We start from the raw sequence: 22,964 nt of genomic DNA, 5'->3' as shown, positions 1-22,964 counted from the left end.
TCGGATGGATCGCTCCAGATGTCCTCCGAGTAGTAAACCACTTTCATCGGGCCAGCGTGTCCAAGCACCCACTAAATCACGTAGCCTGTGAGTGATGAGTAGCGAATCCGCGTCGTTCCCCACCAGTGTTGTCTGGGACGAATCCATGCTGGCGTACAACTTTGGCCCCACGCATCCGATGAACCCACAGCGGCTGGCTCTTACGGCGCGCCTCGCGTCCGATCTGGGTCTGTTCGATCGGCAAGAGATAACTATCGCTGAACCATTCGTGGCGACCGATGGGGAGCTGGGAACCGTTCACAGCTCCCATTACATCAACGCTGTCCGAACTGCTGGCACCAGTCCGGACCTTGCCGATCAGGCAGTGGGTCTGGGAACCTCAGACAACCCGGCATTCCCAGGAATGCACGACGCGAGCGCGCGTCTGGTCGGCGGGTCGCTGGCAGCCGCCGACGCTGTGCTGTCCGGGCGGACCGTGCATGCAGTCAATTTCGGTGGGGGTATGCACCACGCGAGCAGGTCGATGGCCAGCGGGTTTTGCATCTACAACGACGCCGCCGCGGCGATCCAACGCCTGCTCGACGCGGGCACGCAGCGGGTCCTGTACATCGACGTTGACGCCCACCATGGTGACGGCACGCAGAGCATCTTCTACGACGACGCTCGTGTCATGACCATTTCTCTTCACGAGACGGGGATGAGCCTGTTCCCGGGGACCGGGTTCGCCAATGAAACGGGCGGCATAGGTGCGGAGGGCTATGCGGTAAACGTGGCGCTTCCGACTCTTGCCGGGGACGGTGGGCTACTCAGAGCTTTCCACTCGGTGGTCCCGCCCCTCGCCGAGGCTTTCCAACCGGAGGTTATCCTGAGCCAGCACGGTTGTGACAGCCACGTGGATGACCCGCTGACCAATCTCAGGATCAGTATCGATGCGCAACGCGAGATGGCAGTCAGCATCCGTGACCTGGCGTCCCGAATCTGTGAAGGGCGGTGGATTGCCACGGGGGGAGGTGGATACAACCTCACCAGTGTCGTGCCCCGGGCATGGTCAACTCTCATCGCCGTTGCTGCTGGAGCGCCGATAGGGTCCCAGACTGTCGTTCCGGAATCCTGGCGTTCCTATGTGCTGGAGCACTACGGCGCCGAAGCGCCCCTGCTGATGGGCGACGGCGCCGACACCTGGTGGCGGTCCTGGGAGGTTGGCTACGACCCGAATGATGACCTCGACCGTACCGTGATGGCGACCCGTAAGGCGGTTTTCCCACTCCATGGACTTGATCCGTGGTTTGACTAGCACCGATTGCGTATATGTCGTTAGGGTAATGAAATGGCAATCGAGGATGTGTTCGCAGTCGTGGCTGAAGGTACCCGCCGCGAGATTCTCGGGTCACTGCGCGCCGGAGACAAAGCGGTCGGTGAACTGGTAGGTGAGCTTGAAGTCAGCCAGCCCACGGTGTCGAAGCACCTGAAAGTCCTTCGTGAAGCGGGCTTGGTCTCAATGCGGGCGCAGGGGCAACGCCGCTATTACTCCCTCAACCCGGCTCCGCTGCGAGAAATAGGGCTGTGGCTCGGGTCATTTGACCTTCCGGACCAGTCATCGGTAGCCCCGGAACTGGCGGTCGTTCCGCCTCGCCCGTCCGGAGTCCTCGCAGCAGCCGTGGATCCCGCTGGCGATCCGGCCATCGACCCTGCGGGCCAGCAGGCTTTTGGGCGGACAGTCGGGCGTGCGGGCCAGCGGGCAGCAGACCTCTTCGCTCAGTTGCCGAAGCTGCGACGACGCCGGGACTAGCGGCTGTGGTGGTGCGGCAGGATCTCAGGCCGGCAGCACTTTCACTTAAGCCACAGCAGCCACTACAGTGTGGGTAGGCGGAAAACCTTCGGATTGCAAGGCGGCACGCCGCGTGACTGCCGAGTGGCAGGCCTCAGATTGCACACGTTGGGGGTGCAGACCTCAGTGTAAGGAGCAATGTGGGATGGTAGACGCGAGCAATTTCTCAGATGTCAGATTTCTGACCGTCGCCGAAGTGGCCGACATGATGAGAGTTTCCAAGATGACCGTGTACCGCCTGGTTCATGCGGGCGAGATGCCAGCTGTGCGCTTTGGTCGTTCTTACCGGGTTCCCGAGTCGGCTGTTGAACAGTTCGTTCGGGGCGCGGCGGTAGAGGGTCAGCCCGAAACTGGATAGCCTGACGGGGCCGGTCGGGGGCGCGGCTAAATAGCGGTACCCTGTTAAGGAGCGTTTTACGCGCTATCGGCTGTGCGCCCCAGGGTGAGGAAGCCGATCCGCGTAGGTAGTTGCGTTATTGTCAGCATCCGATCGTCGCGCCCACCTGGGCCGTGTATCGGACACCGAAGATCAGTTTGTGAGGACTTTATGGGTTCAGTAATTAAGAAGCGCCGCAAGCGTATGGCCAAGAAGAAGCACCGCAAGCTGCTTCGCAAGACTCGTCACCAGCGTCGCAACAAAAAGTAGACACAGTTTCACTGTTGGGCCCGCCACCTCTGTGGCGGGCCCAACAGCGTTAACGGGGGCTGATCAGCTTCCGCGCATCCGGGTGAAGCCACGCCAAAGCCCGTACACAGCGCCCGCCCCGGTGGCTGCCTTGAGTCCAAGGGTCGCCGCCCGCCGGCCGCTGCGGAAATCGTAGATCGGCCAGTTGTTGTCCCGTGCATGATGCCGGAGTTTGCGGTCCGGGTTGATCGCCACGGGGTGCCCCACGATAGTCAGCAGGGGGATGTCGTTATAGGAGTCGCTGTAGCCCCAGCATCGTTGCAGGTTGAGACCCTCCTTCTCGGCAAGAGCACGCACTGCAACGGCTTTCGCGGGTCCATGCAGGAACTCGCCCACCAGCTTCCCGGTGTACAGGCCGTCAGAGACCTCGCCAACCGTGCCAAGGGCGCCGGTGAGTCCGAGGCGGTTGGCAATCACGCTTGCCACCTCCACGGGAGTTCCGGTGACCAGCCATACCCGGCGACCCGATTTCAGGTGTTGCTCGGCCAAGGCACGAGCACCTGGCCAGATCTTGGACGCGATCATCTCGTCGTAGACTTCCTCGCCGAGCGCTTTGACGTCCTCGTGCGCGATGCCGATCGCGAAGGCCAGTGCTGCGTCGCGCACCGAGTTGATGTCGGTCATATTTTCGCCGCGCATGACGAACCGTAGTTGTTTCCAGGCGAGGCCACTGGCGAACCTCAGAGTGAACGCTTTTCGCTGGTACATTTTCCGGGCCACATGGAATAGGCTCGCGCCACGCATCATCGTGTTGTCGACGTCGAAAAAGGCGGCGTCCCCTCCCGGGCCGGGAAGGGTGGCGGTTACCCCTGGAACGATATGCAAGGGCCCGGTACTGGCAGCGGACATAGTGTGAGTCTAAATCAATTGCGTCGTGGCGTGCCCCCCGATACCGAGCCGCACCGGGGGAGAAGGTAGCTTGGATGACATGGTTCCTCCTCCCCGGCCAGAAATGCCGACAGATCGTGTGGTGAGCCCTGTCGTCGAATTATTGACTAAACCGCACTGCCACCTGTGCGCTGATGCGCGCACAGTGGTTGCTGCGGTCTGCGAAGAACTGGGAGTGCCCTGGCGCGAAGTGTCGACAGCCGATGCACCCGACTTGGTGGAGCGGTTTGCCGAGGAAATCCCTGTCCTGCTCATCGACGGGGTGCAGCGCGATTTCTGGAAGATCGACGAGGCGCGTCTGCGGAGGCTCCTGGCTCCATGATCGGCAGGGAAGCCAGCTTTGTGTCGCGGGCAGTGCACCCTAAGGTGAAGATACTCACGGTGTCGGCCGGTCCGGCGTCGTGCAGACCTGCCGTACAGCGGCTGGCGGACAGCAGACGGAGTGATAGACAGTGACGACGCCTGAACTACCAGAGCTACACCTGTCAGGGGCTGGCGCTGCAGCACGGCAGATCCCCAGCGCGTCGCTGACGCGCTTGACCATCTATCTGCGTGCCCTGAATTCGTTGCTGGCGGATGGTACCGAACGGGTGTCGTCTGACCGACTGGCTGAAGCGGCCGGTGTCAATTCGCCCATCCTGCGCAAAGACCTGTCCTATCTGGGGTCCTATGGCACCCGGGGGGTCGGGTATGACGTGCAATACCTGAACCGGCAGATCTCGGCAGCACTTGGACTGACACTCGACTGGCGGGTCGCCATCATCGGTGCGGGCAACCTGGGGCGCGCACTGGCTGGCTACTCCGGTTTCGAATCCAGGGGATTCGAGATTGTTTCGCTGTTCGACGCCGACCAATTGGTGGTCGGAGCGGAGGTGGGGTGGCTGCGGGTGAGCCCAATCACTGAGCTGGAAACGGTCCTGGAACGGACCCGGGCCAATATGGCGGTGCTCGCTGTTCCCGCAGCAGTAGCGCAGTCACTGTGTGACCGTCTGGTTGATGCGGGAATCACCAGCATCCTGAGCTTTGCGCCGGTCGTGCTGCAGGTGCCTGAAAGTGTCCAGCTCCGGAAGGTGGATATGGCAACCGAACTGCAGATTCTTGCCTACCACGCACAACGGGCGCAGGAACCGGATCTCGATGCCGACTCCCGCACCCGTTCGGCGCAGTAGGTTAGATAGGCGCTTTGAGCGCCTGGGGCCGGGGCCTAGAACTGGCCGGGGACAATCTGCTTTTGGAAGTACGGGCGGGCAGGCTTCAGGAAAGTCATGGCAACGCCGGCAATGCCGAGCACGAGGACAACAATGCCGATGATGGTCTCCACTGGCCCGGTTGTCACCAGCTCCTGGCCTTGCAACAGGTCACTACCCTCAAGCATCGACACCGATAGCAGGCTGAACAGGTAGGACAGGACGGAGAGGGCAGCCAACACGGTCGCTGTGATCCTGGCCCAGTTATGTCCCTTGCGGATGAAGATCGCGAGGAGAATGTAGACGCCCGTGAGTACCGCTGCGAAAACGAGCGCGACTGCAGTTGCAACGCCGCCCCCGGGGCCTTCCACTGGTGTGGTCATCACGCTGAGGATGCTGGAGAGGAAACTGAGCACGCCGGCGGCAATGATCAGCCAGAAGGCCCGCTCCACCTCTTTCGGCGCAGGTCCTTTCTCGGTGACCGACACCTGGCTCATGTTCCCCGGGTAGCTATAACCGGACGGCTGTGCATTCTGGTATCCGTAAGGGGCTGGCTGTCCGCCGGTGGGGTTTTGCCCTGCGCCCGGCTGCTGTGCCCCCGCACTATCGCCTGATGGCTGGTCCTGGCCGGGATGGGGGTCATTGGGAGGTGTGCTCATTGCCGTTTCCTCTTCACTTGAGACTGACTGATACAGGCCCTGGGGGCCACATGGCCAACCCTAGCGCGGAGTTTTGTGCAACTGGGGGATTAAACAACAGCGGCTGCCGAACTCCAGGACGGAGTGCGGCAGCCGCTGGCCGGGTATCTACTTTGCTGGAGCTACGAACGCTGCATCGAGGTTGATGGTGACTTTGTCGCCTACCAGCACGCCGCCGGCTTCGAGGGCGGCGTTCCAGGTCAGGCCGAAGTCCTTGCGGGAAATGACGGTTTGACCGGAGAACCCGGCGCGGGTTGCGCCGAAGGGGTCAACTGCCACCCCGTTGAATTCGGTGTTGAAGACCACCGGGAGGGTTACGTCGCGGATCGTCAGGTTGCCTGAGAGCTGGTAGGTTTCACCGGATCCGTCGATCGAGGTTGACTCGAAAGTCATTTCGGGGAATCGCTCGACGTCGAAGAAGTCCTCGCCGCGGACGTGGCCGTCGCGGTTGGCGTCATTGGAGTTGAAGGACGCAGTCTTGATGGTCGCGGTGACCTTGGAATCGCTGAGTGAGGACCCGACATGAAGTGCTGCATCGACGGTGTCGAAGTTGCCGCGTACCTTGCTGATGCCAGCGTGGCGCACGGTGAAGCCGACCTCGCTGTGTGAGCTGTCGAGGGTCCAGGTGCCGTTGTTCAGTCCTGTAGGAATTGCCATGGTGGATCTCCTGATGATGGTGCCGTCTGGGTGATGAGCAGGTGGCGACCGAAAGGCCGTCACCAATAATAAACATGCATTTGCATCGATTATTCCCGAAGTTAGTTAAATGTTCAAATGAATCTGCGCTGGATCGGCTCCGGCGGATTTAGCTGACCGACCGAACTCTGAGAAACTGGACCTATGTCCCTAGCTACCGTCCATCTTGTCCGCCATGGCGAGGTCCACAATCCAGAGCGTGTACTTTACGGGCGACTGCCGGATTTTCACCTCTCCGAGCTGGGCCAGCAGATGGCCCGACGCGTTGCAGGTCATTTCGCGGCCCGCGCCGCCGGCGGGGCGAGTATCGTCCGGTTGGTGGTGTCCCCACTCACCCGAGCTCAGGAAACTGCCGCTCCGGTGGCCGAGCAGCTCGGCCTTGACATTGTGACGGACGACAGGATTATTGAGGCCTACAGTCGCTTCGAGGGCATGTCGCAGGTAGCCCAGCAGCTGCGGAACCCTCGACACTGGCCCCTGCTAGCCAACCCCTTCCGACCATCCTGGGGCGAGCCATACAGTCAGCAGGTGGAGCGCATGATGGCCGCGGTGGATGATGCCCGGCGCGCCGCCGTCGCGCTCGCTGAAGCCAACGGGTCGGCGGGGCCAGCCGAAGTAATCCTGGTGGGCCACCAACTGCCCATCTGGGTGTCCCGCCTTGCCGCGGAGAACCGGCGGCTCTGGCATGACCCCCGAGAGCGTGAGTGCACGTTGAGTTCCATCACATCCCTGGACTTCGACGGCCGGCGCCTGATCGGGGTGCGCTACGAAGAGCCAAGCGCTGACCTCCTGCCCGGTGCGGCAAACCTGCCGGGAGCATAATAGTATTACTACACGTTGTAGAACTGTGGAAGAAGCTGTGAAAAACTCTGATCGATCCGCCCGCCGCCCGAGAAGGCGCGGCACAGCCCTGGCTATCGGGCTGTCCGCCGCGATTGCCCTTTCAGCGTGCGCCGCTGACGATCCGTTGGCTCAGCAAGCGGCCGTGGGTGACAACAAGAACTACATCGCCGGAGACGGCTCGGTCACCGAGTACGCTGCGGGCGACCGGGGTGAGCCTCTCACGGTTACCGGCACGAAATACGACGGAACCGTTGTCGACTCGGCGGACTGGGCGGGGGAGGTGACGGTGGTGAACTTCTGGTACGCCGCCTGTGCGCCCTGCCGCGAGGAAGCTCCGGACCTGGTGGCGCTACACGACGAGTACGAGTCGGCGGGCGCCCAGTTCTTCGGCGTCAATATTCGGGACACGGAGCAGACCGCCGAGGCTTTTGAGCGGCGGTTCGAGATCCCTTACCCGAGCCTCGATGACCAGGACGGCGGAGTGCTCCTGGCGATGACCAGCTATGTTCCGCCCCAGGCAGTGCCCACTACGCTGGTGATCGACAAGGAAGGTCGGGTGTCAGCGCGGATCCTCGGGCTCGCCGACAAGACCACACTCGGGGCTCTCATCGAAACAGCACTGGCCGAGTAACTGACAGTGAATCTTCCCCTCCATCTGAGCGCCGTCGCTGGCGGACCCCTTCCGCTTGCCACCAGCAACGCCTTCGCCGACACGGTGTTGAACGGCTCAATGCTGCTTGCACTGCCGGTCGCGCTCCTTGCGGGACTGGTGTCCTTCGCATCGCCCTGTGTCCTCCCGCTGGTACCCGGGTACCTGGGCTATGTCACGGGATTGACCGGGGTTGACCTTGAGCAGCAGAAGCGCGGACGGATGCTGACCGGAATCGCGCTGTTTGTACTCGGATTCTCGGTGGTCTTCATGGCGTACGGCGCTCTGTTTGGCCAGTTGGGTGCCTGGATGGTGGGCTCTGAGAGCTGGCTCATCCCCGTGATGGGCGTGGTGGTCGTGCTGATGGGCCTGATCTTCATGGGCGGCTTCTCCTGGTTTCAGACCGAGAAGAAGCTCCACACCAAAGTGCCGACCGGTCTCTGGGGTGCACCGCTGCTGGGCCTGACCTTCGGGCTGGGCTGGGCGCCCTGCATCGGTCCCACCCTCTCAGCGGTGCAGCTGCTGGCGTTCTCCAACGACGACGCCAGCGCGGCCAAGGGCGCAGCGCTGACCTTCGTGTACTGCCTGGGGCTAGGGGTTCCCTTCCTGCTGATTGCCCTCGGCGTGCGACGGGGAATGGGAGCGATGGCCTTCTTCAGGAAACACCGGCTGTCCCTGCAACGGTTCGGCGGCGGGATGCTGGTGGTCGTTGGCCTGCTCATGGCTACCGGTGTCTGGACCCTGTGGATCAATGAACTGCAGAACTGGCTCGGCGGGGTGACCCTCCCCATCTAATGACAACTGATCCCAACGAAAGGGGGCAGACAATGACCCCCGACACTCCCGACGGCGGCAAACCCGACGTCGCTCTCCCGGCCCTCGGCCTCCTCGGCAGCCTGCGGTGGGGCTGGACCCAGCTCACCAGCATGCGCACTGCCCTGTTCCTGTTACTGCTCCTCGCCGTCGCCGCTGTGCCCGGATCGCTGTTCCCGCAGCGTCCAGCCAACCCGGCAGTGGTCACCCAGTACATTCAGGACAACCCGGACACCGGGCCGATCCTCGACTGGTTCCAGCTGTTCGATGTCTACAGCTCGGTCTGGTTCTCGGCGATTTACCTGCTGCTCTTCGTGTCCCTGATTGGCTGCGTCATCCCGCGGACTTTGGTTCATGGCCGCGCCATGAGGTCGAAACCGCCCCGAACGCCCCGGAAACTCTCCCGGATGCCGATCTACGGCACCATCGTGCTCCCCGCCGGAGCGCAAGCCCACGGCTCCCGGCTCACTGCGGCGTCCGCAGCCGCCGACGCCGCTGCCTTACTGAAGAAGCGCGGTTATCGGGTCGACCTCCGGGACGCCGAGTCGGCCCAGCCCTCAGTGGGAGCCGAACGTGGTTTCCTCAAGGAGGTCGGCAACCTCATCTTCCACTTCTCGCTCATCGGTGTTCTGGTGTCAGTCGCCGTCGGCGGCCTTTTTGGCTACAGCGGGCAAAAGATCATCGTCGAAGGCGACAGCTTCGTAAACACATTGGTGGGGTACGACGCGTTCACCCCCGGGGCCAATTTCAGCGCTGACCAGCTTGAACCATATTCGCTGCGACTCGACAATTTTGACGTCCAGTTCGACCGGCAGGAAACCCACTACGGCCAGCCGCTTGACTTCACCGCCAACGTCACCACCAAGGATGGGCCGGAGGCCGACGAGGTCGAGCAGGTCCTGAAGGTCAACTCACCCCTGAAGATCGGTGGCACGGGCGTCTACCTGGTCGGCAACGGGTACGCACCGATAGTGACGGTCCGTGACGGCAACGGCGACATCGCCATGCAGGGTCCGGTTGTCACCATCCCGCAGGACGGGCTCTTCACCTCCCTCATAGTGATCAAGGCTCCCGACGCCGCCCCAGACCAGCTGGGATTTGTCGGGTTCTTCCTCCCCACCGCTTTTGTCGGCGAGGACGGCGTTGCCTTCTCCCGCGACCCGGATCCGTTCAACCCCCAGCTCAACCTCAACTCCTACTACGGAGACCTTGGCCTCGACGACGGCGAACCGCGCAGCGTGTACGTGCTCGACACGGAGGGCCTGACGGAGCTCAACAGCCGCACCAGCGACGAAGGCGGAATCGTCCTCGGTGCCGGTCAGACTTATGACTTGCCAGACGGTAAGGGGTCCGTCTCCTTTGACGGCCTGGACCGCTACATTGCGGTCGATATCCGCCACGATCCGGGCCAGCTGGGAGCCTTGGTCTTCTCCTCACTGGCACTTGCGGGCCTAAGCGCGTCGCTGTTCATCGGACGCCGCCGGGTCTGGGTGCGGACCGGCACCCACGAGGACGGGCGCACCATGGTCGAGTACGGGCTGCTGGCCCGCGGCGAAGATCACCGCCTGACCGGCGAGGGCGCCGCGATCGAGAAGGCGCTCCGCGCGCAATGGCTGGTGGATGAGCCGGCCGAGGAGCAAAATGGAATCGATCAGCCAGCAGGCAATGGCGAAACCACCACCGACGCCACAGACAGTACGGCCACCGAACACGCATCACACCAGGTAGGAAACGGTAAGGACAGCTAATGCAAACCATCAACCAGGCTCTGGGTGAGTTCAGCGAGCGTTTCATGCTGCTCGCGGCCCTGACCTACACTGTCGCTTTCATTGTCTTCACGCTTGACCTGGTGAAGAGCAGCAAGCGGATCCGAGCGGTCGAGGAAAACCTCGCCGCCGCGCAGGAAGCTGACCAGATGGTTCTGGTAGGCGCAGACCGGAGTAGCCGCCCAGGCGCCCGTGCAGGTTCAACCGGCGTTGCCGGTGACGCTACCGCCGACGACACCATGGACTACGCGGGCCGGAGGAAGCTCGCGAGAATCGCCGTCGTGCTGACGGTGATTGCGGCACTGATCCACGCTGCCGGTGTCATCTCGCGGGGCCTTGCAACGAACCGGGTGCCCTGGGGCAACATGTACGAGTTTTGTACCACCGGAGCACTCGTTGTCGTGGTGGTCTTTCTGCTGGTCCTGATCCGTAAGGACCTTCGTTTCCTCGGGACCTTCGTCGTCGGCCTCACCCTGGTGATGCTGTGCGCGGCGACGATCGGATTCTTCACACCGGCAGGCAACGTGGTTCCTGCCCTGCAGAGCTACTGGCTCGTCATCCACGTATCGGTCGCGGTGGTGGCTTCTGCGCTGTTCACCCTGACGTTCGCCATGTCGGTGTTGCAGCTTATCCAGACCAGCAGGATCCGCAGGCTTTCCGCTGGGGGCACCGACCGCGCCCCGTTTATGCGCCTGGTCCCGTCGGCGCTCAGCCTGGAGAACCTGTCCTACCGGATCAATGCCATCGCCTTCGTGATGTGGACCTTCACCCTGATGGCTGGGGCGATCTGGGCCGAAGAGGCCTGGGGCCGGTACTGGGGCTGGGACGTCAAGGAAGTGTGGACCTTCGTCATCTGGGTGGTATTCGCCGGCTACCTGCACGCGCGGGCAACCCGCGGCTGGACCGGAACCCGAGCAGCCTGGCTCTGCATCATCGGGTATCTGTGCATCGTCTTCAACTTCACGATCGTGAACATCTACTTCTCGGGCCTGCACAGCTACGCCTAGACCGGGTCCGGAACAGTTCAACCAGGACAAAAGTGCAGCCACGCCGACGGCGTGGCTGCACTTTTTTTGTGTGCCCCGCCGGTCGCGGGGCTGTGGTGGTGGGTAACCCCGGAGTCAGGCGGTCTGGCTACCCGGTTCGGAGTCGGTGTCGCCGTCGTTCTTCTGCTTGTCTTCGTGGGCCTTCTTCTCCTGCGCCGCGCGGAGTTCCTGCTCCTTTCGGCGCAGCTCCTTCTCGCGGGCGTCCTGCCGCCGCTTCGCCTCAAGGTTCCGAAGGAACTGGGGATCGTCATCCGGGGCGGTGGGATGCCTGGGGGCGGGACGGGGCCGCCCACGGGGGCTGGCGGGGCGGGAGCGACCGAACAGGAACCAGAGCCCTGCACCGAGCAGGGGAACCAGGACGATCGTGACGATCCACGCGGGTTTGGACAGGCTGCGCACTGAGTGCGCCTTGGTCATGATGCAGTCGATCAGTGCGTAGACGATGACGGCAACTGCAACGAGGATGAGAAACAACAACAGGCGAGGCATCTATCAATTGTAGGCGAGTAAACTTGATGAGTGCCCTTCTTCAAATTCACTGCCCTCCGCCTCGGCCTCGTCGTGGTTTTCTTCGTCATTTCCTACTGGCTCGGCCTTGGCGCCATCTTCTCCGCAGTGATCGCGGCGATCCTGGCCTGGTGCGTGACCTACCTGTTCTTCAGGGAGATGCGCGACGCCGCGTCGGCGTCGCTGCAACGCCGGTTCAGGGACGGTGCGCCACCGCAGCGCAACCTTTCCGAGCTCGACGACGCCGCCGCCGAGGACTCCTACGACCCCAACGCCACGGTTAACGCAGACCGCAAACCCCGCCCCTGAGGGAAACCGCTACCGGGCGCCTAGCGGGCACTTACGCCTGCCGGTACAGTGGTCAGGCCAGTACGGTGGTCAGGACCACTCCGGCCCCGAAAAGCACGCTGAACCCTAGGTTGATCAGCCCGGTCATCTTCAGGACCGGGATCAGGCTTCGACGTTTCTTGCCCTTGAGCATCAGCCAGCTCGGCATCAGGCAGGCGGGGACGAGTAAAAGCACCAGGAGCACCCACGGGTAGTCGTACACCAGGAACAGGGGCAGGAGGAGCGCCACGGCGAGCATCATCACGTAGGTGATTCGTGCCGGGGTATCGCCCAGCCGGACGGCGAGCGTGATTTTCCCGGCTTCACGGTCTGTGGGGATGTCTCGAACGTTGTTGGCCATCAGGAGTGCCATGGCAATGATTCCGGTGCTGATGGCCCCAATCCAGGCCACAGCGCTCAGTTGGCCCGCCTGCGTGTAGGTGGTTCCGAGCGTTGCGACCAGACCGAAGAAGACAAACACGAACACATCGCCCAGTCCCATGTACCCGTAGGGGTTGCGTCCGCCCGTGTAGCCCCAGGCAGCAGCCACGCAGCCCACTCCCACCAGCAGCAGGAACCAGGTCTGCGAGAGCACAATCAGGCTTGTTCCAGCGACCATGGCCAGCGCAAAGCAGGCAAAGGCAGCCCACTTCACTTGCCCGGGACGGGCGGCGCCGGAACCGGTGAGCCGCAGGGGGCCCACCCGGTCGGCGTCGGTGCCTCTGACGCCGTCGGAGTAATCGTTGGCGTAGTTGACCCCGATCTGCAGCATCACAGCGACCACTGCCGCCAGCAGGGCGTTGACTGGTTTGAAGGCCTCAAGGTCGAACGCCGCAGCGCAACCGACGATTACCGGGGCAATCGCCATGGGGAGGGTTCGCGGGCGTGCGCCCTCAAGCCATTGTGCGGCAGTAGCCACAATGCAGTCCTTTTCGTCTGGGGAGTGGTGGGTCAGGCGCCGGCGCGTTCGAGCAAAGCTCGAACCGCCAGCCGGTCAGGTTTGCCGTTGGGAAGGAGAGGGAGCGACCCGAGGGTCAGAATGATCCGGGGCGCCGCGTGCGACCCGAGGGCTGCTTTCGCATGTTGGCGCACCTCATCCGGGTTCACGTGGCCGACGACGACGGCGGCCACTTCAGTGCCCCACTCGGCGCTTTCGATGCCCAGCACCAGTGCTTCCTGAACGCCTGGGAACCCTTCGATCGCCGACGCGACGGCTTCGGCTGAGACCTTTAGCCCGCCGGTGACAATGACATCATCCACGCGTCCGGTGAGGCTCAGGACACCATCGGTGAGGCTGCCGGCGTCGTCGGTCTTGAACCAGCGGCGGCCGGAATTGAACTGGAACCGGTCGGCGCTGAGCTCGGACTGCCCCAGGTAGCCATCGGCGAGTACCGGTCCGCTGATCCACAGCCGGCCATCCTCGGAGAGGAGGTCCACGCCTTCCAAGGGGACGCCGTCGTACACGCAACCACCGCAGGTTTCACTCATGCCATACGTGAGCACCAGGTTCAGCCCGTGCTTGCGCGCTTCGCTGCGGAGAGTACCGGACGCGGGGGCGCCGCCCAGCAGGATGGCGTTGAAACGGCGCAGCACCTGAAGCGTTTCAGGACGTGGGTCCTGGAGCAGACGGTGCAGCTGGGTAGGGACCAGCGACGTGAACCGGACCTTGTCGGTGAGCTCGCCGGCGGCCGCAGTGAAAGCCTCCGCGCTGAACGGCGCGCTGAGGTCCATCGCCCACGGACGGGTGCCGGCGTACAGCGACCGGACCAGCACCTGGAAGCCTGCCACATAGTGCACGGGCAGGGTGAGGAGCCACTGTCCCTCTGCCTTCAGCGCGAGCGCTGTGCCCATCGCCGACGCGGCCAACGCATCGACGCTGAGCATCGTCTGCTTCGGGATGCCGGTCGAACCCGACGTGCTGAGCACGGCAGCGATCTCATCGTTCGGTAGCTCACCGTCGAAGCGCTGGCCCGGGTCCGCGTGGGGCGCGATGGCAGGGCCTTCGCCGGCTAGCGCGGCGGCCAGCGGGGTGAGGAGGGCCTGGGGGTCAGCCTCCGGCGGGGTGTGGATCGGTAGCAGTTCCATGATTGGCCTAGAAGTAGTAGGGGTAAGCGGACCAGTCGGGGGCCCGTTTTTCCAGGAAGGCTTCCTTACCCTCGACGGCTTCGTTGGTCATGTACGCCATCCGCGTCGCTTCGCCGGCAAAAACCTGCTGGCCTGCGAGGCCGTCGTCGGCCAGGTTGAACGCGAATTTCAGCATGCGGATCGCCTGCGGGCTTTGGCGCGCAATGTCCGCAGCGTACTGCAGTGCCGTGTTCTCCAGCTGATGGTGGTCTACGGCCTCGTTGACCGCGCCCATCGCGACCATCTCCTCGGCCGAGTACTCGCGGGCGAGGAAAAAGATTTCGCGAGCCTTCTTCTGCCCGATCTGGCGGGCCAGCAACGCTGAGCCGTAACCGGCGTCGAAACTTCCCACCGTGGCATCCGTCTGCTTGAATTTTCCGTGCTCGCGCGAGGCGATGGTCAGGTCAGCCACTACGTGCAGACTGTGCCCGCCGCCGGCCGCCCACCCATTGACGACGGCGATGACCACCTTCGGCATGGTTCGCATCAGCCGCTGCACCTCCAAAATGTGGAGCCGGCCGGCCCGGGCCGGATCGACACTTTCGCTGGTCTCGCCGTCGGCGTACCGGTAGCCATCGCGGCCGCGGATCCGCTGGTCACCGCCCGAGCAGAACGAATGGCCGCCGTCCTTCGGGGACGGCCCGTTACCGGTGAGCAGCACGGTGGCGACGTCGGAGGTCATGCGCGCATGGTCCATCGTCCGGTACAGCTCATCGACGGTCCCGGGGCGGAACGCGTTGCGCACCTCTGGCCGGTTGAAGGCGATCCTGACGGTCGGCAGGTCGCTGACCTCGCCACCCGCGCTTCGCTCGACCTGTCGGTGGTAGGTGATGTCCTCCAGATCGCCGAACCCGGAGACAAGTCGCCAGCGGGCAGGGTCAAAGAGGTCAGAAACCTGAGGGGGAAGGTCGATAGTCACCCGTCGAGTCTAGCTTTGTGCCGAGCCCTTGGCGTGAAGAGAATCCGCAGGCGGGCCTGTGGTCTCTTTATCCGGGGTGCTGGCGCATTTTTTCGGGGTTTGGTTAGCTAGGCGCATGATGGCTGGCCGGAGGGGGTAGCCGCCGAAGGGAGCGCCGTGAAACTCACCAAGATGCTGACAATCGTTGCAGTCTCGTCGTCGGCAATGGTCCTTGGCACGTCGAGCGCGGCGACAGCAACGGACGACACCGTGTTCGTCCCGTTCGACCAGGCGACGGTAGTAGACCCGGACACCGTCACCTTTGTTACCGGTGGCGTGATCGCCGCTGACGGAACCAACCTATGCGCCGTGAACCCAGGGTCCATCGTGTTTCCCGATGGAACGTACCCCTGCTTTATAGATTTTCGATCCCCTGACCCGGCGCCCGCACCTCAGGTGGGCCAGCTGCCGGTGGGCGGAGTCGACACCGGAGTGGTCACGCCTACCGGTCGGCCGGACGCGGCAACCCCTGTTGCGGCGGGCGTCGCTGCTGTCGGTGGTCTCGCGGCCGCCATCATGTTGTTGCGCCAGCGCGCCGTTCGAGGCTAGGACCCCTCACCCGATGCAGAACTCATTGCCTTCAGGATCGGCCATCGTGTACCAAACATGGGGGCCTTGGTTCGCCTGGTAGAGGAACTGGGCGCCCCGGCTCTCAAGCCGAGCCCTGAGCTCGTCCTTATCGTCACCGTCGAGGTTGATGTCCAGGTGGCAGCGGTTCTTGACAGTCTTCGGTTCAGGTACAGGCTGAAAGAGCATCCGTAGCCTGCCCTTGTTCCGGTCCTCCCCGGGACGGCAGATGGCTGCGCCGTCGCGCCACACGCGCACCCCCTTGTGCACGATGAGCTCGTCCGGCTGGGCCCAGCCCTTGGCCAGCACGTCGTCGATGAAGGTCTGATCAGTGGGTTCCACCATCCACCCGAGTGTCTCAGCCCACCAGTCAGCCTGGGCGTGGGTGTCGGCGCAGTCGAGGGTGATCTGGATGGTGTAGGTCATGGATCGACTGTAGGGAAGGCCTGGGGCGCGCACTACCCCATAGCGGTCAGTAACTGTCCGTAGGAGCCGTGGGAGTGGGCCGTCCCTGGGTACCCGCGGAAGAAAGCAGGGTTTTCGGTGAGCTAGAGTCTTCTCTATCAAGGGGAGTTTCCCGTCTGTGATCGGCTCGTCAATACGGATGCATTGAAGCATCCCGGGTCGTCAGTGCCGGTGCCGTCCGGGCGGAGGAGACCTTGGCGTATTTGTTCAACGCCTACACCCCTGGGAGTCCCCTCATGCAGATCACACCCCTGAATTGGCTCATTACGATCGCTGTGACCCCCACCGGTGCCGGGCAATGGCACTCACGGAACCCGTTTCCGTGGGGCGGAGTCATCGAAGACCCAGCCACAGGTGCAGCCGCAGCAGCCTTCGCCGGTTACCTTGCAAAGCTTGGCCGTGCCACAACCGGTGACAGATTGACGATCACCCAAGGAGTCGAAATGGGACGCCGCAGCCACATCAAGGTGGAACTCCTCGCCACCACCGCCCTGATCTAGGGATCAGTCACCCCTATCCGGGCTTGACCCCGACCAGGCTATCCAGCACTCGACGACGTGACACGCGGGACATCACACACCATCACTGGCACCGTCCCTGCAGCTGCCCGCGCAACCCTTGTCATTCGAATCAGTTGTCAGCTTGAACGTGATTCCAAGCGATCGCGTGCGGTGACGGTCAATATAGTGGCGGTCGCTCCGGCCGCCACTGCAACTGCGGACCGGGAACGACCGCGTTGCCCAATGATCACGCCGGCGAATGCCCAGAGGAGAGTGCCGATGTAGAAACGGGAGGAGACGCTGGTGCGTTCCGGCATGGCCGCAGCTCTGGTGCCGAGCACGCCGAGCCCCACGAGGAGCGCTGCTCCCGCGGAGGCGGCTTTCGGCCCGGCGGGGACAACGTCGTTGCTGACGAGCATGGCCGCCAGGTTGACTCCGCAGGCTGCCTGACCCCAGGCCGCGAGCATTCCCGCTGCGGGGGCGGCCGCAGCCACCTCTGCGGTGGTCAGATCGCCCTTCAGCTCTGCCTGAGCGATTCGGCGGCGTCCCAACCCTGCGAGCACAGCGATTGTGACCAGCGCTCCCTGGGCGCTCCAGAACTTGCCGGAGCGCACGAGCGGCGCCCAGATACCGGTGGCGGCGAACGCCCCGGCGAGAGGCCAGCCCACTGCACGCGAGATGTCCAGGTTCCGGGCCGGGCCGAGGGCCTGGTGGACCGCGTAGGCGATGGACGAGGCGAAGATGGGGAACCAAACGGCAAAGGTGTAAGGGGCCGGTTGAATCACGTTGGGTGGAGCGTTCTCCCCGTTGAAGCGTGGACCGTAGACCGTTGGCAAGAGGACCTGGGCGGCAGCGGCCGCACACGTGAGCACGCGCCGGGATGGGTCGCTCGTGGCAACTGCCCACACTCGGCTGGGGAGGCTGGAAACGGGGTCGGTCATGTGAACTCCTAGGAGGGTGCGAGCAATTCCCGGCCGGAACGCCAGTCTCATCAGTAGTCAAGCAAAGTGCTGTCTCAGGCATCACTCCTGCGGGAGAGGAGTTCCTGAAGTGCCGATTCCATCACTGCCCCCGAGGGATGGGACTAGGGTAGGGCCTCGCAGAGCTGGCAACAACCCCTGGGGTGGTCACACTGGATCCGATAGCTGGAGTCCCCGTCAGACCAGCGGGTTGACGGGCCTACCGTACCGGGGCACGCTGGGGGCATTTGGAATTAGCCGCCCCAGCCCGTCCAGTCGGTGCCCACCGTGCGCCGTGACAATGACGCCGTCCCACCGGTGCCCCCTTCCACAGTGCGAGGAACCCCCATGAGCGAACACATAGAGCTATCCGAGGTGTCCCATGGTTACGGCGATCGCCTGCTGCTGGATCACGTCAATCTGAGAATCGGCAGCGGCGAACGGGTAGCAGTGGTCGGTGAAAACGGTGCCGGGAAGTCCACCCTCCTGCGGCTCATCGCCGGGCTGGAGACCCCCGACGGCGGGCAGGTCTCAGTGCACGGGGCGGTCGGCCACCTGCCGCAGACTCTCGACCATGCGCCGACCGACACGGTGCAAACAGTCATCGATACAGCGCTGGCCAGGATCCGCGCCATCGAGGCGGAGCTACGGACCCGGGAGGCGGCACTGGCCGGCGCCGATTCCGACGAACTTGAGCGTTATGGCGCAGCCCAGTCCGCCTACGACCTGCACGATGGCTACGCCGTTGATTCACGTGTTGACGCTGCACTCAGCCAGCTCCGCCTGGGTGGCCTGCAGCGGGACCGCACCCTCGACACGCTGTCCGGAGGGGAACAGGAACGGCTGGCGCTGGCCTGCCTGCTCGCGGATCCCGCCGCCATCCTGCTGCTGGACGAACCGACCAACCACCTCGACGACGACGCCGTGGCCTGGCTGGAACGCGAGCTCGCCGCCCACCGGGGCGCCGTCGTTGCCATCTCCCACGACCGTTCGTTCCTGCGCACTTTCGCCACGACAATCATCGAGGTCGACGGCGACCGGCGGGAGCTGCGCCGCTACGGCGACGGGTACAACGGGTATCTGCTGGCCAAAGCCGCCGAGCGACGCCGCTGGGAACAGGAGTACCAGCAGTGGATGGACGCCAAGGAAACCGAACGCGCCAAGGCCGCTGCGGTGGAGGGTCGGATGGGTTACGGACGGCGCCGCGACCGCGACAAGATGGGCTACGACTTCAAGCAGGGAACGGTCCAGGAAGCCATCACCAGTCAAAAACGCAACGCCCTGGAGCGCCTGCGCCGGCTCCAGGAACACCCGGTGGACCGGCCACCGAAGCCGTTGACACTCTCTGCACAGTTCGGGGGCCAGTCCCTCAGCGGGACGGTCCTGGAACTGGAAGAGGCGGCAGTGGCAGACCGACTCGCCGTGGAGACCCTGGCTGTCCGGGCGGGGGATAACCTCCTGGTCACCGGACCCAACGGCGCGGGCAAAACCACCCTGCTCGATGTGATGGCCGGGGTGTGCCCCGTGGACCGGGGCACCCTCGCCCAGCGCGGGCGCCTCGGCTACCTTCCACAGGAACTGCGTCCACCCAGGAAACCGTCAATGCGCCTGCTGCCAGCCTTTGCCGCAGGGCTCGTGGGGGATCTGGAGGAGCATGCGGATCGCCTACTGAACCTTGGCCTGTTCCGTACGGCCGACCTCTTGGTCCCCGTGGGATCCCTGTCCGCCGGACAATACCGGAGGCTCGCGCTGGCCCGCCTGCTGGTGGGGCGCTATGACGTGATCCTGTTCGATGAGCCGACGAACCATCTGGCGCCGGTCCTGGTGGGTGAACTCGAGGAGGCCCTGGCCGGCTACGGGGGGACGCTGGTGATCGCCAGTCACGACCGCGAGCTGCGACGGTGGTTCTCGACCCTCCCCGCGGGACGCGAGTTGCGGCTGGAGGCGGGACTGGTGGCCGGGTCGCCCCGCTAGGCCCTGGTCCCTCAGGAAAGTGCCGCACCCGCAGCCAAGCCGTGCCGCAGCAGCACATCTGCACGGGAGCCACTTTTTGGGCACGTCTGTAATATAGAACGAACGGTCAGTAATTGAGCTGCCCGGAGGACTAACCTCATCGATGATGAATCTGGAGGCAGGCATGGCCGAGGCATTTCTGGTCGGCGGGGTTCGCACCCCGGTAGGACGCTACGGCGGAGTCCTTTCAGGAGTCCGGCCCGACGACCTGGGGGCACTGGCAATCCGTGAAGCCGTAGCCCGTGCGGGAATTGACCCCGGGGAAATCGACGAGGTGATTCTCGGCAACGCCAACGGTGCCGGTGAGGAGAACCGCAACGTGGCCCGGATGGCGTCGCTGCTCGCCGGTTTGCCGGAGACGGTTCCCGGCATCACCGTTAACCGGCTCTGTGCGTCGGGCCTGTCAGCGATCATCATGGCGTCCCACATGATCAAGTCCGGGGCGGCCGATATCGTTGTCGCGGGCGGCGTGGAATCCATGAGCCGTGCCCCGTGGGTGATGGAGAAGCCCGCCAAGGCCTTCGCTAAGCCGGGCGACGTCTTCGACACCTCTATTGGGTGGCGCTTCACCAACCCGATCTTCGCGGCGCAGGACAAGACCACCTACTCCATGCCTGAGACGGCCGAGGAGCTCGCGTCGGTCGACGGGATCACCCGTGACGAAGCCGACGCCTTCGCTCTGCGGTCCCACCAGCGCGCGCTCGCCGCCATCGAAGCGGGCCACTTCCGGGACGAGATTGTGGCGGTGACCACCCGGGCGGGCAAGCGGGAGGTCATCGTCGACACCGACGAAGGGCCTCGCGCCGACACGACCCTTGACGTGCTCGCGGGCCTCCGCCCGGTCGTCAAGCGCGACGGCGTCGTGACAGCTGGCAACTCCAGCTCCCTGAACGACGGCGCCTCCGCCGTCGTCGTCGCTTCGGAAGCGGCGGTCAACCGGCTGGGACTTGCAGCCCGCGCCCGCATCCTCGACGGCGCATCGGCGGGCGTGCCGCCGGCGATTATGGGCATCGGCCCGGTCCCCGCCACCCAGAAGGTGCTCCAGCGCACGGGACTGGGCATCGGCGACCTCACTGCAGTCGAACTCAACGAAGCCTTCGCGACCCAGTCCATCGCCTGCATCCGCCGGCTGGGCCTTGATGAGGAGCTGGTGAACCGGGATGGCGGCGCGATCGCCCTCGGACATCCCCTCGGCTCTTCCGGGTCCCGCCTCGCCATCACCCTGCTGGGCCGTCTCGAACGCGAGGCACGTGGCGAGGGACGAGCGATCGGGCTGGCGACCATGTGCGTCGGCGTCGGCCAGGGCACCGCAATGCTGCTGGAGCGCGTCTAATGGACGGGTTCAGCACACTGAAGGTGAACGACGACGGCGACCGCCTTATCGTCCAGCTGCACCGGCCGGAGGTCCGCAACGCCATTGACCAGACCATGGTCGATGAGCTCCACGCTGTCTGCGATCTCCTGGAGAAGCAGCCTCGCGTCCTGATCCTCGCCGGGAGCAACGGCGTCTTCGCCTCGGGAGCGGACATCGCCCAGCTGCGCGAGCGACGCCGGGACGATGCCCTCGCCGGCATCAACTCCACCCTGTTCGCCCGGATCGCCCGGCTGCCCATGCCGGTGATCGCGGCCCTCGACGGGTACGCCCTTGGGGGAGGCGCCGAGCTTGCCTACGCGGCCGATTTCAGGATCGGTACGCCCAGCCTGAAGATCGGCAACCCCGAGACTGGTCTGGGTATTCTCGCCGCGGCCGGCGCCACCTGGCGGCTCCGCGAGCTCGTCGGCGAGCCGCTCGCCAAGGAGATCCTGCTCGCTGGCCGGATTCTGGGCGCCGAGGAAGCGCTCGCCGCCCGGCTCATCACCGAGATCCACGAGCCAGACGCCCTGCTCCCCGCCGCCAACGCGCTCGCCGACCGGATCGGACGGCAGGACCCCCTGGCCATCCGGATCACCAAGTCCGTATTCCATGCCCCGCCCGAAGCCCACCCGGTCATCGACCAGTTGGCCCAGGGAATCCTGTTCGAATCCGAGGCGAAGTTCGACCGGATGCAGGCATTCCTCGACAGGAAGAAGAAATGACACCAGCGCCGGAAACCCCTGACATGGCTCCTATCCCTGACCTCGTCGGCGTCCTGGGCGGCGGTCGGATGGGGGCGGGCATCGCCCACGCGTTCTGCGCGGCGGGTGCCACGGTCGTCGTCGTCGAGCGCGACGGCGACGCCGCCGAGGCAGCCCTCCAACGCGTCCTCGAGGCGCTGCGCAAGAGCGTGCAGCGCGGGACAACTGCTGAGTCCCTCGACACCCTGTCGGCGCGGGTGTCCGTCTCAGTTGACTACTCAGCGTTCGAGTCCTGCGGGTTGGTGGTCGAGGCGGTGCCTGAGGATGCCGAACTGAAGGTAACCGCCCTGACAGCTGTCGAGGAACGGTTATCTCCCACCGCATGGCTGGCGACCAACACGTCGTCCCTGTCCGTCAGTGACCTGGCCGAGAGATTGCAGCGCCCCGACCGCTTCTGCGGGCTTCACTTCTTCAACCCGGTGCCCGCCTCAACGCTCATTGAGGTGGTCCTGGCACGGCAGACATCGGATGAGCTGGCCGTCGCAGCGCGCGGGTGGGTGGAGCAACTCGGGAAAACCCCGGTGGTGGTCAACGACGCGCCCGGGTTTGCGAGCTCGCGGTTGGGTGTCGCGATTGCCCTGGAGGCGATGAGAATGGTGGAGGACGGCGTCGCCTCGGCCGAGGACATCGACACCGCGATGGTGCTGGGCTACAAACACCCGGTAGGCCCGCTGCGGACCACCGACCTGGTGGGGCTCGACGTGCGCCTGGGCATTGCCGAATACCTGGAGTCGACCCTGGGGGAGCGGTTCGCTCCGCCCCAGTTACTCAGGGACAAAGTGGCCCGCGGTGAGCTGGGCCGAAAATCGGGCAAAGGCTTCTTCGACTGGGCTGAGTAGGTCGGGTCAGTCGTTGAGCGTCTGAGTCTCGGGCGCCCGATACCTGGGGCTGGCAGCCGCTTCCAGCTGCCAGCGCCACCCGGTCCTGGGGGTGGTGGCGGAGCAAGGTTTCGAGGCGGTGAACGGCTTCCCGTTTGGCCCCGTGGATTGCTGCTCTATAGTCGCCCTCCATCGTTTTCCGTCCCCTCTCCGGCTACCAGTGACGGGCGGAGGCGTACCCTTTGGCAGCAAGAGCAATAAGCATTACCGCAACCACCAGATTGGAAACCAGCCACGGGGCCCAGTCCGCTTCGGCAGCATCCTCGTGGACGCCGGAAAGGTAATTGCCTAACACCAGGTTGACGGCAATGAACACCACCTGCAGCAGGTTGAACCCGGCCAGCTGACCGGCGAGGCCCTTGATCCGGGCCGATGGAAGCAGGAGCGCGAGAATAATGAGAGCGACAGCGGCATATCCCGAATCAGTGCTCCATGTAATCACGGACGCCAGC

The 22,964-nt window shown here is 64.3% G+C and carries 28 protein-coding genes; 18 read left to right on the top strand and 10 right to left on the bottom strand.

Going from position 1 to position 22,964, the window contains the following annotated elements; all coding sequences use genetic code 11:
• Positions 1 to 94: 94 nt before the first annotated feature.
• The 4 genes from ABD059_RS11185 to ABD059_RS11170 all read left to right on the top strand — a co-directional run bounded on the left by ABD059_RS11185 (position 95) and on the right by ABD059_RS11170 (position 2,474).
• Positions 95 to 1,294 (top strand): acetoin utilization protein AcuC, encoded by a 1,200-nt coding sequence (locus tag ABD059_RS11185; RefSeq protein ID WP_343880004.1) that lies wholly within the window; start codon positions 95 to 97, stop codon positions 1,292 to 1,294.
• Positions 1,295 to 1,327: 33 nt separating this feature from the next.
• Entirely contained in the window at positions 1,328 to 1,789 is a 462-nt protein-coding gene (locus tag ABD059_RS11180; protein WP_343880002.1) for an ArsR/SmtB family transcription factor, read from the top strand.
• 184 nt (positions 1,790 to 1,973) lie between these two features.
• A complete protein-coding gene (locus ABD059_RS11175) occupies positions 1,974 to 2,186 on the top strand; it encodes a helix-turn-helix domain-containing protein (protein ID WP_343880000.1) in 213 nt (70 codons plus the stop codon).
• A 189-nt stretch (positions 2,187 to 2,375) separates the two neighbouring features.
• On the top strand, positions 2,376 to 2,474 hold the full coding sequence (locus tag ABD059_RS11170; protein ID WP_003792170.1) for a 30S ribosomal protein bS22: 99 nt from the start codon (positions 2,376 to 2,378) through the stop codon (positions 2,472 to 2,474).
• A 63-nt stretch (positions 2,475 to 2,537) separates the two neighbouring features.
• On the opposite strand, the gene ABD059_RS11165 is transcribed toward ABD059_RS11170, so the two are convergent.
• Positions 2,538 to 3,362 (bottom strand): HAD family hydrolase, encoded by an 825-nt coding sequence (locus ABD059_RS11165; RefSeq protein ID WP_343879998.1) that lies wholly within the window; start codon positions 3,360 to 3,362, stop codon positions 2,538 to 2,540.
• 103 nt (positions 3,363 to 3,465) lie between these two features.
• Between ABD059_RS11165 and ABD059_RS11160 the strand changes: the two genes are divergently transcribed.
• Positions 3,466 to 3,723, top strand: a complete 258-nt coding sequence (locus ABD059_RS11160) for a glutaredoxin family protein (RefSeq protein ID WP_343879996.1) — start codon at positions 3,466 to 3,468, stop codon at positions 3,721 to 3,723.
• 130 nt (positions 3,724 to 3,853) lie between these two features.
• Positions 3,854 to 4,570: a redox-sensing transcriptional repressor Rex gene (locus tag ABD059_RS11155; RefSeq protein ID WP_343879994.1), complete on the top strand. Its 717-nt coding sequence runs from the start codon at positions 3,854 to 3,856 to the stop codon at positions 4,568 to 4,570.
• A 35-nt stretch (positions 4,571 to 4,605) separates the two neighbouring features.
• Here the strand turns inward: ABD059_RS11155 and ABD059_RS11150 are convergent, their stop codons facing one another.
• Both ABD059_RS11150 and ABD059_RS11145 read right to left on the bottom strand, forming a co-directional pair.
• On the bottom strand, positions 4,606 to 5,247 hold the full coding sequence (locus ABD059_RS11150) for a hypothetical protein (protein WP_343879992.1): 642 nt from the start codon (positions 5,245 to 5,247) through the stop codon (positions 4,606 to 4,608).
• 147 nt (positions 5,248 to 5,394) lie between these two features.
• Positions 5,395 to 5,943, bottom strand: a complete 549-nt coding sequence (locus tag ABD059_RS11145) for a YceI family protein (protein ID WP_343879990.1) — start codon at positions 5,941 to 5,943, stop codon at positions 5,395 to 5,397.
• 183 nt (positions 5,944 to 6,126) lie between these two features.
• Here ABD059_RS11145 and ABD059_RS11140 point away from each other — a divergent pair, with 183 nt between their 5' ends.
• The 5 genes from ABD059_RS11140 (at position 6,127) to ccsB (ending at position 11,060) form a co-directional block, all read left to right on the top strand.
• Positions 6,127 to 6,804, top strand: a complete 678-nt coding sequence (locus ABD059_RS11140; RefSeq protein ID WP_343879988.1) for a histidine phosphatase family protein — start codon at positions 6,127 to 6,129, stop codon at positions 6,802 to 6,804.
• A gap of 37 nt (positions 6,805 to 6,841) precedes the next feature.
• A complete protein-coding gene (locus ABD059_RS11135; protein WP_343879986.1) occupies positions 6,842 to 7,456 on the top strand; it encodes a TlpA family protein disulfide reductase in 615 nt (204 codons plus the stop codon).
• 99 nt (positions 7,457 to 7,555) lie between these two features.
• The gene (locus tag ABD059_RS11130; protein ID WP_343880557.1) at positions 7,556 to 8,269 is read left to right on the top strand and encodes a cytochrome c biogenesis CcdA family protein; all 714 of its coding nucleotides are present in this window, start codon (positions 7,556 to 7,558) and stop codon (positions 8,267 to 8,269) included.
• A gap of 32 nt (positions 8,270 to 8,301) precedes the next feature.
• Entirely contained in the window at positions 8,302 to 10,035 is a 1,734-nt protein-coding gene (resB, locus tag ABD059_RS11125) for a cytochrome c biogenesis protein ResB (RefSeq protein ID WP_343879984.1), read from the top strand.
• Positions 10,035 to 11,060, top strand: a complete 1,026-nt coding sequence (gene ccsB, locus ABD059_RS11120; protein WP_343879982.1) for a c-type cytochrome biogenesis protein CcsB — start codon at positions 10,035 to 10,037, stop codon at positions 11,058 to 11,060. The genes resB and ccsB overlap by 1 nt, the downstream gene beginning before the upstream one ends.
• A 114-nt stretch (positions 11,061 to 11,174) precedes the next feature.
• Here the strand turns inward: ccsB and ABD059_RS11115 are convergent, their stop codons facing one another.
• A complete protein-coding gene (locus tag ABD059_RS11115) occupies positions 11,175 to 11,588 on the bottom strand; it encodes a PLD nuclease N-terminal domain-containing protein (RefSeq protein WP_343879980.1) in 414 nt (137 codons plus the stop codon).
• Positions 11,589 to 11,618: 30 nt separating this feature from the next.
• On the opposite strand from ABD059_RS11115, the gene ABD059_RS11110 reads away from it, so the two are divergent.
• Positions 11,619 to 11,915 carry a DUF4229 domain-containing protein gene (locus ABD059_RS11110; protein WP_343879978.1) on the top strand — a complete coding sequence of 99 codons (297 nt, stop codon included), beginning with the start codon at positions 11,619 to 11,621 and terminating at the stop codon, positions 11,913 to 11,915.
• Positions 11,916 to 11,967: 52 nt separating this feature from the next.
• Here the strand turns inward: ABD059_RS11110 and ABD059_RS11105 are convergent, their stop codons facing one another.
• The 3 genes from ABD059_RS11105 to ABD059_RS11095 are packed head-to-tail and all read right to left on the bottom strand — an operon-like array spanning position 11,968 to position 14,976.
• Positions 11,968 to 12,852: a 1,4-dihydroxy-2-naphthoate polyprenyltransferase gene (locus ABD059_RS11105; protein WP_343879976.1), complete on the bottom strand. Its 885-nt coding sequence runs from the start codon at positions 12,850 to 12,852 to the stop codon at positions 11,968 to 11,970.
• 32 nt (positions 12,853 to 12,884) lie between these two features.
• Positions 12,885 to 14,018, bottom strand: coding sequence for an AMP-binding protein (locus ABD059_RS11100; RefSeq protein WP_343879974.1), 1,134 nt, complete (start codon positions 14,016 to 14,018; stop codon positions 12,885 to 12,887).
• A 7-nt stretch (positions 14,019 to 14,025) separates the two neighbouring features.
• Entirely contained in the window at positions 14,026 to 14,976 is a 951-nt protein-coding gene (locus tag ABD059_RS11095; protein WP_343879972.1) for a 1,4-dihydroxy-2-naphthoyl-CoA synthase, read from the bottom strand.
• A 156-nt stretch (positions 14,977 to 15,132) separates the two neighbouring features.
• Between ABD059_RS11095 and ABD059_RS11090 the strand changes: the two genes are divergently transcribed.
• Positions 15,133 to 15,564 carry a hypothetical protein gene (locus ABD059_RS11090; protein ID WP_343879970.1) on the top strand — a complete coding sequence of 144 codons (432 nt, stop codon included), beginning with the start codon at positions 15,133 to 15,135 and terminating at the stop codon, positions 15,562 to 15,564.
• Positions 15,565 to 15,570: 6 nt separating this feature from the next.
• On the opposite strand, the gene ABD059_RS11085 is transcribed toward ABD059_RS11090, so the two are convergent.
• A complete protein-coding gene (locus ABD059_RS11085; RefSeq protein ID WP_343879968.1) occupies positions 15,571 to 16,008 on the bottom strand; it encodes a VOC family protein in 438 nt (145 codons plus the stop codon).
• Between the two features lie 275 nt (positions 16,009 to 16,283).
• On the opposite strand from ABD059_RS11085, the gene ABD059_RS11080 reads away from it, so the two are divergent.
• Positions 16,284 to 16,547 (top strand): PhzF family phenazine biosynthesis protein, encoded by a 264-nt coding sequence (locus tag ABD059_RS11080; protein ID WP_343879966.1) that lies wholly within the window; start codon positions 16,284 to 16,286, stop codon positions 16,545 to 16,547.
• Positions 16,548 to 16,684: 137 nt separating this feature from the next.
• Here the strand turns inward: ABD059_RS11080 and ABD059_RS11075 are convergent, their stop codons facing one another.
• On the bottom strand, positions 16,685 to 17,488 hold the full coding sequence (locus ABD059_RS11075) for a hypothetical protein (RefSeq protein WP_343879964.1): 804 nt from the start codon (positions 17,486 to 17,488) through the stop codon (positions 16,685 to 16,687).
• A gap of 366 nt (positions 17,489 to 17,854) precedes the next feature.
• Here ABD059_RS11075 and ABD059_RS11070 point away from each other — a divergent pair, with 366 nt between their 5' ends.
• The 4 genes from ABD059_RS11070 (at position 17,855) to ABD059_RS11055 (ending at position 22,473) form a co-directional block, all read left to right on the top strand.
• Positions 17,855 to 19,480, top strand: coding sequence for an ABC-F family ATP-binding cassette domain-containing protein (locus tag ABD059_RS11070; protein ID WP_343879962.1), 1,626 nt, complete (start codon positions 17,855 to 17,857; stop codon positions 19,478 to 19,480).
• A gap of 163 nt (positions 19,481 to 19,643) precedes the next feature.
• Positions 19,644 to 20,852 (top strand): thiolase family protein, encoded by a 1,209-nt coding sequence (locus ABD059_RS11065; protein WP_343879960.1) that lies wholly within the window; start codon positions 19,644 to 19,646, stop codon positions 20,850 to 20,852.
• Positions 20,852 to 21,595 carry an enoyl-CoA hydratase/isomerase family protein gene (locus ABD059_RS11060; protein WP_343879958.1) on the top strand — a complete coding sequence of 248 codons (744 nt, stop codon included), beginning with the start codon at positions 20,852 to 20,854 and terminating at the stop codon, positions 21,593 to 21,595. The genes ABD059_RS11065 and ABD059_RS11060 overlap by 1 nt, the downstream gene beginning before the upstream one ends.
• The gene (locus ABD059_RS11055; protein WP_343879956.1) at positions 21,592 to 22,473 is read left to right on the top strand and encodes a 3-hydroxyacyl-CoA dehydrogenase family protein; all 882 of its coding nucleotides are present in this window, start codon (positions 21,592 to 21,594) and stop codon (positions 22,471 to 22,473) included. The genes ABD059_RS11060 and ABD059_RS11055 overlap by 4 nt, the downstream gene beginning before the upstream one ends.
• A gap of 193 nt (positions 22,474 to 22,666) precedes the next feature.
• On the opposite strand, the gene ABD059_RS11050 is transcribed toward ABD059_RS11055, so the two are convergent.
• Positions 22,667 to 22,954 carry a hypothetical protein gene (locus tag ABD059_RS11050; RefSeq protein WP_343879954.1) on the bottom strand — a complete coding sequence of 96 codons (288 nt, stop codon included), beginning with the start codon at positions 22,952 to 22,954 and terminating at the stop codon, positions 22,667 to 22,669.
• Between the last annotated feature and the right edge of the window lie 10 nt (positions 22,955 to 22,964).

Source organism: Arthrobacter flavus, from assembly GCF_039526005.1.
GTDB classification, from domain to species: Bacteria; Actinomycetota; Actinomycetes; order Actinomycetales; family Micrococcaceae; genus Arthrobacter_D; species Arthrobacter_D flavus.
The sequence above is the reverse complement of the archived record's forward strand: the minus strand, read 5'-3'. Positions and strand labels throughout refer to the sequence as shown.

Excerpts from the sequence above, each read along its gene's own strand:
- ABD059_RS11170 (WP_003792170.1), top strand. The coding sequence starts at position 2,376 with ATGGGTTCAGTAATTAAGAAGCGCCGCAAGCGTATGGCCAAGAAGAAG.
- ABD059_RS11075 (WP_343879964.1), bottom strand. The coding sequence starts at position 17,488 with ATGACCGACCCCGTTTCCAGCCTCCCCAGCCGAGTGTGGGCAGTTGCC.
- ABD059_RS11180 (WP_343880002.1), top strand. The coding sequence starts at position 1,328 with ATGGCAATCGAGGATGTGTTCGCAGTCGTGGCTGAAGGTACCCGCCGC.
- ABD059_RS11185 (WP_343880004.1), top strand. The coding sequence starts at position 95 with ATGAGTAGCGAATCCGCGTCGTTCCCCACCAGTGTTGTCTGGGACGAA.
- ABD059_RS11145 (WP_343879990.1), bottom strand. The coding sequence starts at position 5,943 with ATGGCAATTCCTACAGGACTGAACAACGGCACCTGGACCCTCGACAGC.
- ABD059_RS11060 (WP_343879958.1), top strand. The coding sequence starts at position 20,852 with ATGGACGGGTTCAGCACACTGAAGGTGAACGACGACGGCGACCGCCTT.
- ABD059_RS11150 (WP_343879992.1), bottom strand. The coding sequence starts at position 5,247 with ATGAGCACACCTCCCAATGACCCCCATCCCGGCCAGGACCAGCCATCA.
- ABD059_RS11100 (WP_343879974.1), bottom strand. The coding sequence starts at position 14,018 with ATGGAACTGCTACCGATCCACACCCCGCCGGAGGCTGACCCCCAGGCC.
- ABD059_RS11070 (WP_343879962.1), top strand. The coding sequence starts at position 17,855 with ATGAGCGAACACATAGAGCTATCCGAGGTGTCCCATGGTTACGGCGAT.
- ABD059_RS11160 (WP_343879996.1), top strand. The coding sequence starts at position 3,466 with ATGCCGACAGATCGTGTGGTGAGCCCTGTCGTCGAATTATTGACTAAA.
- resB (WP_343879984.1), top strand. The coding sequence starts at position 8,302 with ATGACCCCCGACACTCCCGACGGCGGCAAACCCGACGTCGCTCTCCCG.
- ABD059_RS11080 (WP_343879966.1), top strand. The coding sequence starts at position 16,284 with ATGCAGATCACACCCCTGAATTGGCTCATTACGATCGCTGTGACCCCC.
- ABD059_RS11085 (WP_343879968.1), bottom strand. The coding sequence starts at position 16,008 with ATGACCTACACCATCCAGATCACCCTCGACTGCGCCGACACCCACGCC.
- ABD059_RS11055 (WP_343879956.1), top strand. The coding sequence starts at position 21,592 with ATGACACCAGCGCCGGAAACCCCTGACATGGCTCCTATCCCTGACCTC.
- ABD059_RS11065 (WP_343879960.1), top strand. The coding sequence starts at position 19,644 with ATGGCCGAGGCATTTCTGGTCGGCGGGGTTCGCACCCCGGTAGGACGC.
- ccsB (WP_343879982.1), top strand. The coding sequence starts at position 10,035 with ATGCAAACCATCAACCAGGCTCTGGGTGAGTTCAGCGAGCGTTTCATG.
- ABD059_RS11115 (WP_343879980.1), bottom strand. The coding sequence starts at position 11,588 with ATGCCTCGCCTGTTGTTGTTTCTCATCCTCGTTGCAGTTGCCGTCATC.
- ABD059_RS11175 (WP_343880000.1), top strand. The coding sequence starts at position 1,974 with ATGGTAGACGCGAGCAATTTCTCAGATGTCAGATTTCTGACCGTCGCC.
- ABD059_RS11130 (WP_343880557.1), top strand. The coding sequence starts at position 7,556 with ATGCTGCTTGCACTGCCGGTCGCGCTCCTTGCGGGACTGGTGTCCTTC.
- ABD059_RS11140 (WP_343879988.1), top strand. The coding sequence starts at position 6,127 with ATGTCCCTAGCTACCGTCCATCTTGTCCGCCATGGCGAGGTCCACAAT.
- ABD059_RS11165 (WP_343879998.1), bottom strand. The coding sequence starts at position 3,362 with ATGTCCGCTGCCAGTACCGGGCCCTTGCATATCGTTCCAGGGGTAACC.